Annotated in this window: 14 protein-coding genes; 7 read left to right on the top strand and 7 right to left on the bottom strand. The window is 58.6% G+C overall.

Translation table 11 applies throughout. The features are described from left to right. Positions 1–71 precede the first annotated feature (71 nt). Both ACTG19_RS07260 and metK read right to left on the bottom strand, forming a co-directional pair. Complete coding sequence (locus ACTG19_RS07260; protein WP_439988928.1) at positions 72–599, bottom strand: SprT family zinc-dependent metalloprotease; 528 nt, start codon at positions 597–599, stop codon at positions 72–74. A 68-nt stretch (positions 600–667) separates the two neighbouring features. After that, the gene (gene metK, locus ACTG19_RS07255; protein WP_005343827.1) at positions 668–1819 is read right to left on the bottom strand and encodes a methionine adenosyltransferase; all 1152 of its coding nucleotides are present in this window, start codon (positions 1817–1819) and stop codon (positions 668–670) included. 349 nt (positions 1820–2168) lie between these two features. Between metK and tkt the strand changes: the two genes are divergently transcribed. Both tkt and ACTG19_RS07245 read left to right on the top strand, forming a co-directional pair. Further along, positions 2169–4160, top strand: a complete 1992-nt coding sequence (tkt, locus tag ACTG19_RS07250) for a transketolase (protein WP_201989748.1) — start codon at positions 2169–2171, stop codon at positions 4158–4160. A 225-nt stretch (positions 4161–4385) separates the two neighbouring features. Then, the gene (locus ACTG19_RS07245) at positions 4386–4958 is read left to right on the top strand and encodes a hypothetical protein (RefSeq protein WP_113738970.1); all 573 of its coding nucleotides are present in this window, start codon (positions 4386–4388) and stop codon (positions 4956–4958) included. A gap of 182 nt (positions 4959–5140) precedes the next feature. On the opposite strand, the gene ACTG19_RS07240 is transcribed toward ACTG19_RS07245, so the two are convergent. After that, positions 5141–6169 carry an NAD(P)H-quinone oxidoreductase gene (locus ACTG19_RS07240; RefSeq protein ID WP_113738969.1) on the bottom strand — a complete coding sequence of 343 codons (1029 nt, stop codon included), beginning with the start codon at positions 6167–6169 and terminating at the stop codon, positions 5141–5143. A gap of 135 nt (positions 6170–6304) precedes the next feature. Here ACTG19_RS07240 and ACTG19_RS07235 point away from each other — a divergent pair, with 135 nt between their 5' ends. The 3 genes from ACTG19_RS07235 to ACTG19_RS07225 all read left to right on the top strand — a co-directional run bounded on the left by ACTG19_RS07235 (position 6305) and on the right by ACTG19_RS07225 (position 8905). Next, positions 6305–7177, top strand: a complete 873-nt coding sequence (locus tag ACTG19_RS07235) for a LysR family transcriptional regulator (RefSeq protein ID WP_201989750.1) — start codon at positions 6305–6307, stop codon at positions 7175–7177. A 145-nt stretch (positions 7178–7322) separates the two neighbouring features. Further along, a complete protein-coding gene (gene hchA, locus ACTG19_RS07230; RefSeq protein WP_041208110.1) occupies positions 7323–8186 on the top strand; it encodes a glyoxalase III HchA in 864 nt (287 codons plus the stop codon). Beyond that, positions 8183–8905, top strand: a complete 723-nt coding sequence (locus ACTG19_RS07225; RefSeq protein WP_113738968.1) for a PA1136 family autoinducer-binding transcriptional regulator — start codon at positions 8183–8185, stop codon at positions 8903–8905. The genes hchA and ACTG19_RS07225 overlap by 4 nt, the downstream gene beginning before the upstream one ends. A gap of 73 nt (positions 8906–8978) precedes the next feature. On the opposite strand, the gene ACTG19_RS07220 is transcribed toward ACTG19_RS07225, so the two are convergent. Next, positions 8979–10244 (bottom strand): RidA family protein, encoded by a 1266-nt coding sequence (locus ACTG19_RS07220; protein ID WP_113738967.1) that lies wholly within the window; start codon positions 10242–10244, stop codon positions 8979–8981. Between the two features lie 1163 nt (positions 10245–11407). On the opposite strand from ACTG19_RS07220, the gene ACTG19_RS07215 reads away from it, so the two are divergent. Beyond that, positions 11408–12280, top strand: a complete 873-nt coding sequence (locus ACTG19_RS07215; RefSeq protein ID WP_113738966.1) for a hypothetical protein — start codon at positions 11408–11410, stop codon at positions 12278–12280. A 22-nt stretch (positions 12281–12302) separates the two neighbouring features. Here ACTG19_RS07215 and ACTG19_RS07210 read toward each other — a convergent pair whose 3' ends face one another. Together ACTG19_RS07210 and ACTG19_RS07205 are read right to left on the bottom strand one after the other, a co-directional pair. Next, positions 12303–13424, bottom strand: a complete 1122-nt coding sequence (locus ACTG19_RS07210) for an anhydro-N-acetylmuramic acid kinase (RefSeq protein WP_439988927.1) — start codon at positions 13422–13424, stop codon at positions 12303–12305. 313 nt (positions 13425–13737) lie between these two features. Continuing rightward, positions 13738–15063, bottom strand: coding sequence for a peptidoglycan DD-metalloendopeptidase family protein (locus ACTG19_RS07205; RefSeq protein WP_439988926.1), 1326 nt, complete (start codon positions 15061–15063; stop codon positions 13738–13740). 109 nt (positions 15064–15172) lie between these two features. On the opposite strand from ACTG19_RS07205, the gene tyrS reads away from it, so the two are divergent. Further along, the gene (gene tyrS, locus ACTG19_RS07200) at positions 15173–16372 is read left to right on the top strand and encodes a tyrosine--tRNA ligase (RefSeq protein ID WP_005347884.1); all 1200 of its coding nucleotides are present in this window, start codon (positions 15173–15175) and stop codon (positions 16370–16372) included. 42 nt (positions 16373–16414) lie between these two features. Here tyrS and ACTG19_RS07195 read toward each other — a convergent pair whose 3' ends face one another. Beyond that, a complete protein-coding gene (locus ACTG19_RS07195) occupies positions 16415–17350 on the bottom strand; it encodes a LysR family transcriptional regulator (protein ID WP_113738965.1) in 936 nt (311 codons plus the stop codon). Between the last annotated feature and the right edge of the window lie 6 nt (positions 17351–17356).

Below are 17356 nucleotides of genomic sequence, written 5' to 3'. Positions count from 1 at the left end.
GATTCCTTGCAAACGGGGTGATTGACGAACGATGGCGGGCACCCTACCACAGGGGCGCGACACAAGCTGGCTTACCGCTCTGGCTCCGGCCGTTCCCGCTCCAGCGGTTGCTTGCAGCGGCGGCAGTGATAGCGGGCCTCGCCACGCACCACCTTGTTGTGGCGGCGAATAGAGAGCTGATGCTGCTGGCAGAGGCAGCGATAGGGCACGGTGCGCTGGGCCAATACCGCCAGATCGAAGCTGTGGGTAGTTCTGGGCTCAAGGCCGAACACCTCCCGCATCACCGACTGCCACTGCTTGCCGTGGGGCAAGACCCGGCTTTTGCCGCGACCTTCACCCCACAGGGCATAGACCAGCAGATGGGCCACCTCGTGGGGCACGACCTCATCCAGAAACGCCTGCTGGTTGGCCTGATAGAGGGCGGGATTGAAGCGTAGCTCCCAAGTTTGCAGCCGCGCAGATCCCGCCGCCCGGCCCCGCATATTGCAGTAGATCCGCGGGCGGGGGAAGGTGCGGCCAAGGCGCGCCTCGGCCTGCACAAAGCAGGCTTCTACGCGTTGTTGCAGCAGGGCGACAAGCTGGGCAGGGGTGGCAGACATCAACATCTCGTCAAATGGCGGATAAGCAAAAGGGGAGCTAGGCTCCCCTTTTATCACAACAGCGAGCCTTACAGGCCAGCGGCGGAACGCAGCAGTTCGGCCTTGTCAGTCTGCTCCCACGGGAACTCGTCGCGACCGAAGTGACCGTAGGCAGCGGTGGCCTGATAGATTGGGCGCTTCAGATCCAGCATTTCGATCAGACCATACGGGCGCAGTTCGAAGTGCTCGCGTACCAGCTTGACCAGCAGATCCTCGGCAACCTTGGCAGTACCGAAGGTCTCGACGCTGATGGAGGTCGGCTCGGCCACACCGATGGCGTAGGAGATCTGGATTTCACAGCGATCGGCCAGACCGGCGGCAACGATGTTTTTGGCAACGTAGCGGGCGGCGTAGGCAGCAGAACGGTCAACCTTGGAAGGGTCCTTACCGGAGAAGGCGCCACCACCGTGACGGGCCATGCCGCCGTAGGTGTCGACGATGATCTTGCGACCGGTAAGACCGCAGTCACCCATCGGGCCGCCGATAACGAAACGGCCGGTCGGGTTGATGAAGTATTTGGTGTCCTTGTTGACCCACTCGGCCGGCAGCACCGGCTTGATGATCTCTTCGCGTACCGCTTCAACCAGATCCTTGTGGCTGATGGATTCAGCGTGCTGGGTAGACAGTACAACGGCATCGACACCGATGATCTTGCCTGCGTCGTCGTAGGCAAAGGTCAGCTGGCTCTTGGCATCCGGACGCAGCCACGGCAGGGTGCCGTTCTTGCGCACTTCAGCCTGACGCTTCACCAGCAGGTGAGAGTAGGTGATGGGGGCCGGCATCAGCACGTCGGTTTCGTTGGTGGCGTAGCCGAACATCAGGCCCTGGTCGCCAGCGCCCTGCTCCAGCGGATCGCTGCGGTCAACACCTTGGTTGATGTCCGGGGACTGCTTGCCGATGGCGTTCAGCACGGCACAGGAGTCAGCGTCGAAGCCCATGTCGGAGTGGGTGTAGCCGATTTCACGCACGGTATCACGCACGATCTCTTCGATATCAACCCAGGCAGAGGTGGTTACTTCGCCGGCCACCATGACCATACCGGTCTTGACCAGGGTCTCGCAGGCGACACGGGCCTTGGTATCTTGCTTGAGGATGGCGTCCAGTACCGCATCGGAGATCTGGTCCGCAATCTTGTCTGGATGGCCTTCGGAGACCGACTCGGAAGTAAACAGCTTTGCCATGATATGAATCTCAGCTTGTCTGGGTTATCGCCACAGCAATAACCGGGTGAATGGGATGGTGTAGAGGTATCTACATCTGGACGTCTATTTTAATTAGCGCCCCCCGCGATTGCCAGCACTATTTTGTCGCGCAGTGTCCAATGGGTCACAAGCGGTGCTCTCCTATCCCGAAAGGGATGGAAATCAAACGTTTTTCTCTGGTTGCTTTGGTCAATAGAGGGCAAGAAAAGCGATTGTCCTCCCAAAGCCACTTTATTCATCCAGATAATATTTGCACGCCGCGCGCCCTGCTGGGACAATAACGCGCCTTAATCTTGGCCATCAAATGAAGCAATCGCAGGAGATTCAGATGCCTTCTCGTAAAGAGCTTGCCAATGCCATTCGTGCATTGAGTATGGATGCCGTTCAAAAAGCCAACTCCGGTCACCCGGGCGCCCCCATGGGAATGGCGGATATCGCCGAAGTGCTGTGGCGTAGCCACCTCAGACATAACCCGAACAACCCCAAGTGGGCCGACCGCGACCGTTTCATTCTCTCCAACGGCCACGGCTCCATGCTGCTGTACTCCCTGCTGCACCTCTCCGGTTATGACCTCTCCATCGACGATCTGAAAAACTTCCGCCAACTGCACTCTCGCACCCCGGGTCACCCGGAGTACGGTTACGCGCCGGGCGTTGAAACCACCACTGGCCCGCTGGGTCAGGGCATCACCAACGCCGTTGGTATGGCGATCGCCGAAAAAGCCATGGCTGAGCAGTTCAACCAGCCGGGCCACGATATCGTTGACCACTACACCTATGCCTTTATGGGCGACGGCTGCCTGATGGAAGGTATCTCCCACGAAGCGTGCTCCCTGGCAGGTACCCTGCAACTGGGCAAACTGATCGCGTTCTGGGATGACAACGGTATCTCCATCGACGGTCACGTAGAAGGTTGGTTCACCGACGACACCGTCAAGCGTTTCGAAGCCTACGGCTGGCACGTTATCCCGGCTGTTGACGGTCACAGCCCGGAAGCGATCAATGCCGCCATCGAAGCCGCCAAGGCCGAGACCGGCAAGCCGACCCTGATCTGCTGCCGCACCATCATCGGTTACGGCTCCCCGAACAAATCCGGTTCTCACGACTGCCACGGCTCACCGCTGGGCAACGACGAGATCGCAGCTGCTCGCGCATTCCTGAAGTGGGACCACGCGCCGTTCGTTATCCCGGCCGATATCGCTGCCGAGTGGAACGCTCAGGAGAAGGGTGCTGCACTGGAAGCCGATTGGGCTGCCAAGTTCGCTGCCTATGAAGCCGCTCACCCGACTCTGGCTGCCGAATTCAAGCGCCGTACCGCTGGCGAACTGCCGGCCAACTGGGCTGCCGAATCCGCCAAGATCATCGAAACCCTGCAAGCCAACCCGGCCAAGATTGCGACCCGTAAAGCGTCCCAGAACTCTCTGGAAGCGTTCGGCAAGCTGCTGCCGGAGTTCATGGGCGGCTCTGCCGACCTGGCTCCGTCCAACCTGACCATGTGGTCCGGCTCCAAGTCTCTGACCAACGACGATGCCTCCGGCAACTACATCCACTACGGTGTACGCGAGTTCGGCATGTCCGCCATCATGAACGGTATCGCCCTGCACGGTGGTTTCATCCCCTACGGCGCTACCTTCCTGATGTTTATGGAGTACGCCCGCAACGCCCTGCGCATGGCCGCCCTGATGAAGCAGCGCGCTATCTTCGTTTACACTCACGACTCTATCGGTCTGGGTGAAGATGGCCCGACTCACCAGCCGGTTGAGCAGATCGCCTCCCTGCGTCTGACTCCGAACATGAGCACCTGGCGTCCGTGTGACCAGGTTGAATCCGCCATCGCCTGGAAACACGCCATCGAGCGTACCGACGGCCCGACCTCTCTGATCTTCTCTCGTCAGAACCTGGCCCAGATGGACCGTACTGCCCAGCAGCTGGCCGACACCGCCAAGGGTGGTTACGTGCTGAAGGATTGCGCCGGTACTCTGGAGCTGATCCTGATCGCCACCGGTTCCGAAGTGGAACTGGCCGTTGCTGCCTATGAGCAGCTGACTGCCAAGGGCCGTGCCGTGCGCGTGGTCTCTCTGCCGTCTACCGACGTGTTCGACGCTCAATCTGCCGAGTACAAAGAGTCCGTCCTGCCGTCCTCCGTCACCAAGCGTGTGGCCATCGAAGCCGGCATCGCTGACTACTGGTACAAGTACGTCGGTTTCGGCGGCAAGATCATTGGTATGACCACCTTCGGTGAGTCCGCACCGGCCGAGCTGCTGTTCAAGGAATTCGGCTTTACCGTGGAAAACGTGGTTGCGACCGCTGAATCCCTGTAATAGCTGACCATTGGGCCACTCTGGCCCAATAGCTAGAAAATAAAACGCCCTCCATCGCAAGATGGGGGGCGTTTTTTCTATCTTTGGTTTCAAACAGCAAAGGTCAATTTAAAGGCTTATATTTTCGTGCCTAACATTCCCAAAGTTGGCTTCATTCGATACGCTATAGCCACTAAAAGTAATGGTTTAGCGATATGTCGGTTTTGTATGGGAGAGGGTTTATTAATGAAAAAATTTTTCCAAGTAACTATAGGGTTGATTTTGTTAGCGGTTCTCTTTTTTGGTATCTATATATTAGTTAGCAAAGTTTGGACTGTTTTTCAGGCTATAAATCCGACTCTCGCTGCAGGTATTATTGCTGCATCGGCAACTATTTTTGTTTCTGTCGCTACGGTTATGCTCTCAAAAAGACAAGAGCAAAAAGTAGAAATTGCTGCTCAGCTAAGGCAGAAAAAGGTTCCAGTATATGAAAAAATCATAGAATTTATTTTCCTTATAACATTTGCAGCAAAGCTTGAAAAAAATGCTCCAACTGAAAGTGAAACAATACAGTTTTTTGCTGATACAACAAGAGATCTCGTTATTTGGGGCTCTCATGATATGGTAAAAGCATTTGGAGATTTTCGTGAGGCCATGATGTCTATTCCTAGCGATGGCGACTCTCGCCATATTCTAGCCTCTGTAGAAGATCTGCTTTTCGCAGTTAGAAAAGATCTTGGACATAATAGCAGAGTAAAACGAGGTGACATATTGAGGCTTTATATAAACGACTTGCCAGATTATTTTTCTAAGGTGTAATTTCCTATCTGAAAAGGAAGTTTATTTCGATGCCATAAAAATAATGTCCCTTCCTGTTACCAAAATAGAGACCGGCATATAGCCGGTCACTTTTTATTGAGAGCAACACTTACCCCTGCGGCGGGGGCTTTCCGCGTTGGATATCACCACATCCACCTCGGCCTGCTCCACTATGCGCTTTATCAATCTGACGATAACGGTGCCATGGTTAACACCAGCTTGCCGATATGGCGGCCTGAGTCCAGCAAATGGTGAGCGGCAGCGGCCTCATGCAGCGGGAAGGTTTGGTAAACCTGCGGTTTGACCTCGCCGCGTTCGATAAATGGCCAGACATGAGTTTGCAGCTGGGCAATCAGTTCGGCTTTTTCCTGCGGAGTACGCGAGCGCAGGGTGGAGCCGATATGGGTCAGCCGCTTTTGCAGCATGGGAAACAGATCCAGATTGGGGGCGGCGCCCGCAATAATGCCGATCTGGACTATGCGACCATTGATGGCGGCCGCCGCATAGTTGCGCGCGACATACTCTCCGCCAATGATATCGAGAATGATGTCGGCGCCATGGCCATCGGTGGCTGCATGCACGGCCTCGACAAAATCCTCCTCCTTGTAGAGCACGGCCACATCCGCGCCCAGCTTGATGCTGGCGGCCTGCTGCTCGGGGGAGCCGACCGTGGTGATGATTTTGGCGGCGCCAAATGTCTTGGCCAGCATGGTGGCGGTCGTGCCGATGCCGGAGGCACCGCCATGGATCAAGATAATGTCCCCTTTTTTGAACTGACCCCGTTCAAACATATTTGACCAGACCGTCATAAAGGTTTCCGGCAGTGCCGCGGCTTCGACAAAGCTCAATCCGGGCGGCAGGGGCAGGACATTGCTCTGGTGGGCGACGCTGTACTCGGCATAGCCGCCACCCGAAATCAGCGCGGCGACCTTGTCGCCAATCTTGAGATGAGTCACCTGCTCCCCCTTGGCGACCACGACCCCGGCGACCTCCAGCCCGGGAATATCCGATGCCCCTGCCGGAGGCGGGTAGAGCCCTTTGCGCTGCATCACATCCGGCCCATTGATGCCGGTCGCATAGTGCCGGATCAAAACCTCATCGGGCTTGGGCGCCGGTGTGGCGCGGGTGGTCAGTTGCAAGACATCGGGGCCACCTGGCTGGGTAATCTCTACCGCGCTCATGGTGGCGGGAATGGAATAGGCGTTATGCATCAGCGGCTCCTTGTAACGAGGTGATATGAGGTTCCCCGGATGGGATGAGCACCAAGATAGTGGAGATTGCTGATGAATAAACGCAGTATTATCCCTCACCTGTAATGCAAAAATGCATTTCAATCGGGAGTCGTGATGAACTGGGATGATGCGAAAATTTTTCTGGCGTTGCATCGGGAAGGGAGCCTGAGGGGCGCCGCCCGTGTGGTCGGGGTCGATCAGGCCACCATTGGCAGACGGATTTCCGCACTGGAGCATCGTCTGGCGGCCACGCTGTTTCTCCGCACATCCAAAGGGTATGTGCTGACCCATGTCGGAGAGATAGTGCTGGCCAGCGCCCAGCAGATGGAGCTGGCGGCCATTGATTTTGTGCGGGCGGCGCAAGGGGTCGACAACCGCCTGGTTGGGGAGGTCAGCGTGGCGACCACAGACACCCTGGGGATGGATTTCCTGATACCGGCTCTGACCGAGCTGCATCAGCGTTATCCCGATATCAGGGTCATCCTCAATACCTCGACCCAGGTGGTCAATCTGTCCCTGCGGGAAGCGGATATCGCGATCCGGACGGTGAAGCCGGACAATCCCGACCTGATTATTCGCAAGCTGGCCTCCTGGCCGGTCGGGTTGTATGCCTCCGCCGACTATCTGGCTCGCCATGGCATTCCCGAAGCGGGCACCGGTTTTGCGGGCCATTCGCTGGTGGTGTATGAGCCCCACTGGCAGAGCGCTCGCTCGCCAATGATGCTCGAAGAGGCGGCCGAGGGGGCCACGGTCGCCGCGGGGGTCAATACCAGCCTGATGCTGCGTCAGGCCCTGTTGATGGGGCTGGGACTTGGCGAGGTGGCGGTTCCGCTCGCCGAGCAAGCCGGGTTGGTGCGGGTCTGGCCCGAGCGGCAGTTACAGCAATCCTACGATGTGTGGCTGGTGACCCATCAGGATGTGCAGCATGCCGCGCGGGTCAGGGCCGTCATGGATGCCATCGTCAGGGCATTTGCCGCGATGGCCTAAGTCTGGCGGGGATTCTGTTCAGGTTTTGTCGCAGCGTGGTCACACCTCTTGCCATAGTCATGGCGGTTGAGGGAAAACCCTCATTTACTTGGTCTCTGACAGTCAATACTGTGAGACCGAGTCCACCACTACTGGAGCCTGACCCATGACCGATATGCTTGTTGACGATAAACAACCGACCCCGGATCCGGCAGAGCAGAATGCCTTCTTCCCATCGCCCTACTCCCTGAGCCAGTTCACCTCGCGCAAATCTGACCTTGCCGGGGCTGACTATCCCGCACCCTATCGGGAGGGGCGCTGGAAGATCCTGCTGATCGGGGCCGATGAGCGTTATCTGCCCACCGACAACGGTACCCTGTTTTCCACCGGCAACCATCCGGTCGAAACCCTGTTGCCCATGTATCACCTCGACAAGGCGGGCTTTGCTTTTGACGTGGCCACCCTCTCCGGCAATCCGGTCAAGTTCGAGTGGTGGGCCATGCCCGGCGAAGATGAAGAGGTGCTGGGGCTCTATGGCAAATATCAGGCGCAGTTCCGCCAACCGGCCAAGCTGGCCGACCTGCTGAAAGAGGCGCTGGCCGCCGACTCGGACTATATCGGCGTCTTTATTCCCGGCGGCCACGGCGCCCTGATGGGGTTGCCGGAGAGTGCCGAGGTGAAAGCGCTGCTGGAGTGGGCGATGGCCAACGATCGCTTCATCATCTCCCTCTGTCACGGGCCTGCTGCGCTGCTGGCGGTGGCCAATCCAGAGACCTTCGCGGGCTACAAGATCTGCGCTTTCCCCGATGAGCTGGATGCCCAGACCCCGGCAATTGGCTATATGCCGGGCCACCTCACCTGGAAGTTTGGCGAGAAGCTCAAAGAGATTGGCTTCGAGATCGTCAACAACGGCATCTCGGGAGAAGTGTGCCGGGATCGCAATCTGCTGACCGGTGACAGCCCGCTGGCGGGCAATAACCTCGGTAAGCTGGCCGCCACCACCTTGCTGGAGGCGGTTGCCAAGCGATGAGGTTGTCGTCATCGCCAGCGAATGCGCTGCAGGTCGCGGTGGCGCTGGAAGGGTGTCAGCGGCTGGAGGAGATCCAGCAACTGGTGCGCGCCTTCGCCACCCCGCTGGGATATCACCGCTTTGCGCTCTTCTCCATCAGTGCCAGCGAGGAGGGAGTGGTCGAGCACCTCTACTGGCTGGAGGGGGAGTGGCTGGAGAGCGGCGAGGCGGTCGACCTGCATGCCTATATGCGCGAGTGCCCGATGGCGATGCATATCAGGGAGCGAGACCAGCCCTTCTTCTGGAGCAAGACCCATAGCGCCGCTGGCGAGCAGTACCGTATCGTTCGCCAGCCTGAGGGGCCGGGCCGACATGGCTTGCAGGTACCCGTCTATGGGCCATTGGGACTGGAAGGGGCGATGAGCTTTGGCGGCGATCAGATTGATGCCAGCACTCCCGCTAGGGTTGGCCTTGCACTGATCGCGGCGGCGGCTTTTCATGCTGCCCGTCGCCTGATGGAGATGCCGGTAGCGGGTCACGAGCGTGGCCTCACTGGGCGCGAGCGCGAAGTGCTGGAGTGGGTCTCCCGGGGTTGGCGCCATGCCGATATCGCCACCACCCTGAAGCTTTCGGTGCGCACGGTCGAGAACCATCTGCGAAGTGCTCGCCGTCGACTGGGGGTGGCCACTACCGCAGAGGCGGTCAGAGTGGCGATCAGGAACCGCGATATCGAGGGCTGAGGGGCTATCCCTTTGTCTGGCATGTAAAAAGAGACCGGCCATCAGCCGGTCTCTTTTTTTATTTACCACAACATTACACCTGCGGCGGGGTACTTTCGGCGTTGGACATCACCGCATCAATTTGCACCAGAGCACCGGCGGGAAGTTCACTGACCCCGATTACGGTGCGGGCAGGCAGATAACCCGGGAAATATTTGGTGTAGACGGCGTTGACCGCATCCAGATCCGCGATATTGGCGAGCTGGATATTGACCTTGACGATATCGTCCATCACATGGCCGATGCTCTCCACAATCGCTTTGATATTGCTCAGGCACTGGGCGGTCTGCTCCTTGATGCAGCCAGCCAGGATCTTGCCGGTGGCGGGGTCTATCGGCAACTGCGCAGAGAGATGGTTGTAGTGGGAGAAGGCGACGGTCTGGGTGTGCAGCGGGCTTCTCGGCGCTTTGTCGGTATTGCGGGCACGGATCACCAGATTGTGACGATCTTCCACCAGTTGCGGCGGGGTGCCGTCACCGTGGGAGATGACCGCATCCATCTGCACCCGTGCCCCCATGGGCAGAGCGGCGGCACTGACTACCGAGCGGGCGGGCAGATAGGCCACGGCGCGGGCGATGGCGGAGTCGGGGAAGAAGGTGGTGTAGACCTCGTTGACGGCCTCCAGATCTGCCAGATCGGTCAGATAGACGGTGACCTTGACGATATCGTCAAACGGCACGTCGATGCTCTCCAGCACCGCCTTGATATTGCGCAGGCACTGGCCCGCCTGCTCCGTGATGCCACCGGCAACCAGCTGGCCAGAGGCCGCATCGACCGGCAGCTGGGCGCCGATATTGTTGTAGTGGGAGAAGGCCACGGTATGGGTGGAGAACTGATTGTGCGGCGCCTTGTCACTGTTGCGGGCGAGCTTCACCAGCGGGCAAGGATCTTGCGGGAAGGTGCCTTCGCCGTTGGAGATGATGGCATCGATCTGCACCAGCGCGCCTAGCGGCAGGGCGGCGACGGCGAGGGTGGTGCGGGTCGGCAGATAGCCCGGGAAGAATTCGCGATAGACGGCGTTGACCGCCTCCAGATCCGCCATCTCTTTCAGGAAGATGGTCGCTTTGACCATATCGTCCATCACATGGCCGATGCTCTCGATGATTGCCTTGAGGTTGCTCAGGCACTGTCTGGCCTGCGCGGTGACATCGCCACTCACCATCTTGCCGGTGGCGGGATCGACCGGCAGCTGGGCGGAGATATTGTTGTAATGAGAAAACGCCACCGTTTGGGTGCTGGGGCCCAGATCCTGGGGTGCATGGGGGGTATTTCTTGCTGACTTGATGATGGTGCCACTCATAGATATGCCTCTTTTTAATATTTGTTGTTCATTCAGGTACAGGTTTACCCCATCTTGTTGTGCGCCACGGCCACTGCGCCAGCGACGGCATCCCCGGTTATTATTTGTGATCCACTCAATTACTGAGAGGAATAAGGGAGGAGAGGACAGGGTAGATATTTCAGACGCTGCGATTCTATGAGTGGCTATCAGGGGTTGCAAACCGCTGATTACATTTCTATGAGATGGCTCAATGGGCGCAAATTTAATCATATTGCTATTCAATTCACCCGAAATAGGAGCCAATTTGTGCACAAATGGTGCCGAACCGGCGGACAGCCTTGCCCTGACTGGGTTTGCTCTCCCCCTCTTCGGGATATTGGCGTGTGAATAAAGGGTTAATATTATTCGCCGATGTGCAAATAATGCATATTATGGTGCATGGATATCTGTTTCCAGCTTTTTTAAGGGGCTATGAAAATTCCCTTGAATATGCATATCAACATTATTAAAGATACCTCTGGAATATAATTCACGGCTTTTGCATTCCTCTCTGTAAATGATTATTCCGGCATACTCGATGACGCCTTGCTGGCAGCCGGGATCTGTTATTAACGCCATAAAATTCTATGCCATGAATTTGCACGGCGGATCTGCCCCTGCTGCACAGGAGTGGGGAGCATGGCATTGGCATTGGCGTTGGCGTTGGCGTGACGGTGTGCGGGAGCTGTGGTGCTGGATGAGGGGCGGTGGTGGCAATCCGCTTATCTTCACGCCGGTTGCATCCTCCGATGGGTGGGGTTGCCCCGCCTCATCGCTTTCTCCACTTTTTGTGGCTTTGTCTGATCTCCCTCTTATCTGTGGCTGGTTGTGATGATTGGGATGGTTTTCAGGGCTCGGGAACAGTTCAGATGATTTCGCAGGAATAAAGTTCAATGTGCTGTTTTTAAAGGGAAATGTGTCAAAAAATGGATTTATCGACCGCTTTTTATGGTTTCTTGATGAAACTGTTAATTAGTGGCGTGATTGCGAGTCAGGTCGCTTTTTTCACTCGCTATTAATCGTATGATTAATAAGGTAATCAAGGAGCCCTGACGGAGAGCATCGAAGCACCGGCAGGCCATTGCCCAGGATTGGCAAACGAGATCGCGTCGCGATCATCATTACCTGACTGTGGAGGATTTATGCTGGGTTTCGTTCTGGGCGATATGTATTGTCAAACATCTGGGCAGCGGTTACCTCCTCGCCTGGGAAAGAGCTTTCCCATTCCTGCCGATTACCGACTGCGCGGCCGGGTATCCGCCGCCATCATGACCATCGAGAGCCTGCTCGATACCCCTTATCCGCAAAAGCAGTTTCGTGATCTGGTCTTTGGCGCTTTTATCGAGCGCCAGCGTCGGCTGTTTGGCGAACATGTGATTGTGGCCCGCATGGAAGGGGAGGATGGGCTGGAGCTGTCGATTGATCTCTCGTTTGTCAGCACCGCCGTACCTGTGGGCCTGCTGGCTATCTCTGAAGAGCTGGCCCTCGCTACGGCGCCGCGTCCCAAGAAGAGTCATCCCCACTACGAGGCGCTGTGCAAGGCGATCGACTGCATGGTGATGCTGATGTTTTATGGCAAGGTGATCCGCCAGCGGAATACAGTGTTGGAAAATATCGGCCATCAGTTTGGTTATCAGCCCGCGGCGACCCTGACGGTGCGCGTTGGCAAGGGTGGGGAGGATGATTACGACGCCTTCATGGTCAATATCATGACCTGTATTGCTCACTCCAATTCGCTCAAGGAGGCGCTGGAGAACGCCAGCCGGATGGGAATTCAGGAGCCCGCTTTCTTCTGCATCGTCGGGGCGATTGCCAGCACCCTGTGGGGCGTGCCCAGACAGTGGGCGTATCAGGCCTCACAGCTGATCCATCGCTCCCACCACCACTACATCCAGAATCTGCTTCGCTGTGAAACCCGTGCCGGGCGGCGCCATATCAATCTGGAGCCGCCAAAGCCCCCGCTGTTTGCACCGATCCGGCAACAGGTTGTGCGTCTGTTCAAGGGGGCACACTGATCCGCAGCCCCCTTGTCATCACTCAGGCGGGATAAAGTGCCCCCAGCACAGCCGAACGGCTGGCGCCGGTGACGGCGGGCAGGTTGCCCGGCTTGCGGTGAACAAAGCACATGGCCAGCCAGGCAAAGGCAGCGCCTTCAACCCAGTCGGGGGCAAGGCCCAGCTCGGCTGTGCTGGCGATGCGCCATGCAGGCAGCAGGCTGGCCAGCTCCTTCAGCAAGGGAGCGTTATGGGCGCCGCCGCCGCAGACAAACAGCTCGGCTTTCGGCTGGCTGGTACCGACTGACTCTGGCCGGGCGGGCAGTTGGCGGGCGATGCTGTGGCAGGTGAGCGCCTGCAGGGTGCGCTGCACATCCACGGGGGCGTATGAAGTGCCTGCCAGCTCCCCATCGAGCCAATCGAGGGTAAACATCTCCCGTCCGGTGCTCTTGGGGGCGGGGGTTGCGAAGTAGGGGTGAGCCAGCAGTTTTTCCAGCAGGGCCGGGATGGGCTTGCCACTGGCGGCCCATTTGCCACCGGCGTCATAGCTGCCGCCGTGGGGCTGATGGCGGCGATACCAGCCATCGAGCAGGGTGTTGGCCGTGCCGGTATCAAAACCATATACACCGCCCGGATTGCCCGGCAGCACCGAGATATTGGCGATGCCGCCGAGGTTCAGTACCACCCGCAGGGCGCCGGGCTTGGCAAACAGTGCCTGATGGAAGGCGGGCACCAGCGGCGCCCCCTGACCGCCGAGGGCCATATCCATGGTGCGAAAATCGGCGATAACGTCGATGCCGGTCAGGGCGGCCAGCAGGGCGGCATTGCCGATCTGCAGGGTAAAGCCGAGCTGGGGACGGTGGCGGATGGTCTGGCCGTGGCTGCCGATGGCGCGAATATCTTTGGGCTCAAGCTTCGCCTTGGCCAGCAGCGCGTGGGTGGCGGCGGCAAACTCTCGCGCCACCAGATTATCGGCCACCCCCATGCGGTCGATTTCGTTGTCGCCCGGGGTGCAGAGGGCATGCAGCGTGCGGGCGGTCTCTTGCGGCCAGGGGTGACAAAGCGCCGCTTCGACCCGCAGTTCATCCCCGGCGATCATCACCAGCACGGCATCAATGCCGTCCATGCTGGTTCCCGACATCAGACCGATATAGCGCTCAGCCATGGTGTCTCCTTACATTGCTGTTCGAAAATACGGTGTGCAGAGAGGGTGAAGAGGGGAACGGCTTTCATCCCATGCCACATGGCGTGGTCTTTGACATCAGACCGATATAACGCTCAACCATGTTGCATCCTCAATGCGGACCGGAAAAAGAGTGAGAGAGACAGGATAGATAAGCCCTTGCTTCAGTGCCACATGCCGCTCCCGGTGATCCATCTCATCTTATGTCTGAAGGTGGACTCATTTCAATCTTGTCACCTGGCGCGAGCTCAATAAAATGGGCTGGCAGGGCCTTCACCCTGCCAGCCCTGATGACTTAGTTGCCGCGACTATCCCGCTTGTTCTGGGCCAGCTGCAGCTCGGGGTTGTCGAGCTTGGCCAGTTGCGGCATCGCCAGCTTTTTGAAGTTGGCCAGCTCGCGTCCGCTCAGGGTCTCTGCCTGCGGCAGGGTGAGGGTGCGCGGGTTCTTGTGAATGCCGCCCACCACGAATTCGTAGTGCAGGTGCGGGCCGGTGACGCGACCGGTGCCACCCAGAGTGCCGATGGTCTGTCCCTGCTTCACCCGCTGTCCCTTGTTGACGGTGCGCTTGGAGAGGTGCAGGTACTTGGTCACATAGTTGCCGGCATGCTTGATAAAGACGTAGTTGCCGTTGAACTGGTTGTAACCGGCAGCCACAACGCTGCCGGAGCCCGCCGCCATGATGGGGGTACCCACCGGCGCCACATAGTCGATGCCGTTATGGGGGCGGATCTTGCCGGTCACCGGATGGAGGCGGCGCGGGTTGAAGTTGGAGCTGATGTATTTGAAGTTGACCGGCGCGCGCAGGAAGCTCTTGCGCATCGCCTTCCCTTCCGGGGTGTAGTAGTTGCCATCTTCATTGAGCACGGCGCGGTAGGCGGTGCCCTGGTTGACGAACTCCGCCGCCAGAATATCGCCGGAGGCGACCCGCTCGTCGTCGCGGAACTTGTCTTCATAGACCACCCGGAAGCTGTCCCCCGGCTGCAAGTCCTGGGCAAAGTCGATGTCCCAGCCGAAGATGGCGGCCAAGTCCATGATCTGATCTTCGGTCATCCCCGCATCCACCGCGGCGCCCCAGAAGCTGGAGCGGATCTCCCCTTTGCTTACCTGTTCGCGGGTGTCGAGGGCGATTTTGACGTTGCGGGCGACAAAGGTCTCCTCCTTGCGGCTCACCTTGAGCGCCTGCTCCAGACTGTGGGGGTAATAGAGGCTGTGTAGCTCGCCGTTCTCGGTGAGCTTGAAGGTGAGCTCCTGCCCAGGTTGCAGCATCCGCAGGGGATCGCTGCCCTCGAGCTGATCGATCAGGTGCAGATCCGTGGTGCTCAGGCCAATGCGCTGGAAGATGACTCCCATGTTGTCGCCACGGCGTACCTTCACCTGCTTGGTGATATAGCGCGGCTTGGGCGGGGTAACGGGCTGGGCGGCCTCGGCCGACAGCTCATCGTTCAGTGCGTTGTCGTTCGCCGATTCCCGCAGGGCAATTTCGTTGCCGTTTTCATCGACCCGTGTTGCTACTGCCTGTTCGCTGGGCCAGGCAGCCAGCATCATGATCATGATGCTCAAGATCAGCACCATCTTGCGGTGCCAGTGGGGGAGTGCGTTGAAGGCGTGCCAAATAACCATGAGAAGCAGATGAAGTCGGGCAGAATGGACGGATTTTACAGCCTTTCCAATTGGCCCGCCATTCCAGTAATATGTTTGGCCCTGTGGAATCGTGATGGAGAGTCAAAAAATGTCCCAGCTCGAGGTGGCGCTAGCCGAGATCAAGCGCGGAGCGGAAGAAATTCTGGTTGAAGAAGAACTTGTCGCCAAGTTGAAGGAAGGGCGCCCGCTGCGCATCAAGTTGGGCATGGACCCGACCGCCCCCGACATTCACCTGGGTCATACCGTGATCCTCAACAAGCTGAAGACCTTCCAGGATCTGGGCCATGAAGTGATCCTGCTGATCGGTGACTTCACTGCCATGGTGGGTGACCCCTCCGGCAAGAATGCCACCCGTCCGCCGCTCTCCGAAGAGGCCATCAAGCACAACGCCCTCACCTATGCCGAGCAGGCGTTCAAGATCCTCGACCCGGCCAAGACCCGCATCGAGTACAACTCGACCTGGCTGAGCGAGCTGGGTGCGACCGGCATGATCAAGCTGGCGGCCAAGCAGACCGTGGCCCGCATGATGGAGCGCGACGACTTCAAAAAGCGCTACACCGGCGGCCAATCCATCGCGATTCACGAATTCCTCTATCCGCTGCTGCAAGGCTATGACTCGGTCGCGCTGAAGGCGGACGTTGAGCTGGGTGGTACCGACCAGAAGTTCAACCTGCTGATGGGCCGAGAGCTGCAAAAAGATGCCGGCATGGCGACCCAGTGCGTGCTGATGATGCCGCTGCTGGTGGGTCTGGATGGCGTCAAGAAGATGTCCAAGTCCGCAGGCAACTACATCGGCGTCCACGACGCTCCGGGCGAGATGTTCGGCAAGATCATGTCCATCACCGACGATCTGATGTGGAACTACTACGAGCTGCTCTCCTTCCGTCCGCTGGCTGAAATCGAAGAGTTCAAGGCAGGTATCGCTGCCGGTACTCTCAATCCGCGCGACGTGAAGATCTGGCTGGCCAAAGAGATCATTGCCCGTTATCACGACGAAGCGGCGGCTGAAGCGGCCCATGAAGATTTCACCCAGCGCTTCTCCAAGAACGCCATTCCGGACGAAATGCCGGAAATCGAGCTGGCACTGGAAGGCGAAGGTCTGGCCATTGCCAACCTGCTGAAAGAGGCCGATCTGGTGGCCACCACCTCCGAAGCGCTGCGGATGATCAAGCAGGGCGCGGTCAAGGTGGATGGCGAGAAGCTGGAAGATGGCAAGGCACTCATCGGTGCCGGTACCGCCGTCTACCAGGTCGGCAAGCGCAAGTTTGCCCGAGTGACTGTCAAATAAGCAGTACCGTCAAATAAGCAGTCGCATCAGGCAAGCTGGTCATCAGGCCGGTTCAAGCTTGTTCAACAGGGCCTCCTTCGGGAGGCCTTGTTGTATCTGGGCGGCACGGATCTGGGCGATAAAGTGCCGCAGCACGGCACTGCTTGGGTGTGGCCGTGTTGCCAGACTGATGCTGGTCATCATGCCGTTGCCCTCAATGGGGTGGTAACTGACCCCGAGCGGGCGCAGCGCCGCCACCGAGCTGGGCACCAGGGTTACGCCAAAGCCCGCCTGCACCATGCCGACGGTAGAGATCACCTGCGGGCATTCGGGCCCCAGTATCGGCTCGAACCCCGCCTCCCGGCAGAGACCCACTATTCCGTCATAGAGCCCGGGCCCGATGGCGTGGGGAAACAGAATAAAACTCTCGTCCTTCAGGCTGGCCAGTGACAAGGGGCCCGGCTTGGCTTTGGGGTGGCTGGTCGGCAGGGCGATCAGCAGCGGCTCCTGCTCGATAAGGTGATGGGCAAAGCCCTCGCTACCCCGGCAGGGCAGCCGCAAGATGGCGGCATCCAGCCGATCGTTGCGTAGCGCCTCCACCAGTGCCGGCATGGTGCCCTCCTGCGGGCTGAGGGCTACCTCGGGGTAGCGCTCCCGATAGTCGTGCAGCAGGGTCAGCACCGCGGGGTGGAGCACGGTGGAACCGGCAAAGCCGATCCGCAGTGCCCCCTGCTCGCCCCGGGCAATCCGCTTTACCTTCAGTTTTGCCGCATCGGCCAGCGCCAGGATCTGCGCCGCATCCCGATAGAGGCTCTCGCCCGCCTCGGTCAGTTCGACACTGCGGGTCAAACGGCGCAGCAGAGGGGTGCCCAGGGTCTCCTCCAGCTTGCGGATCTGCTGGCTCAGGGGCGGCTGGGCCATATTGAGTGATTCGGCTGCGCGGGTGAAATTCTGCTTTTCAACAACGGCCATGAAGTAGCGGAGCGTACGAAGTTCCATATCGAT

It is taken from the genome of Aeromonas sp. 3P (assembly GCF_051919745.1).
Taxonomy (GTDB): domain Bacteria; phylum Pseudomonadota; class Gammaproteobacteria; order Enterobacterales; family Aeromonadaceae; genus Aeromonas; species Aeromonas veronii.
This window is presented reverse-complemented; position numbering and strand designations above follow the sequence as displayed.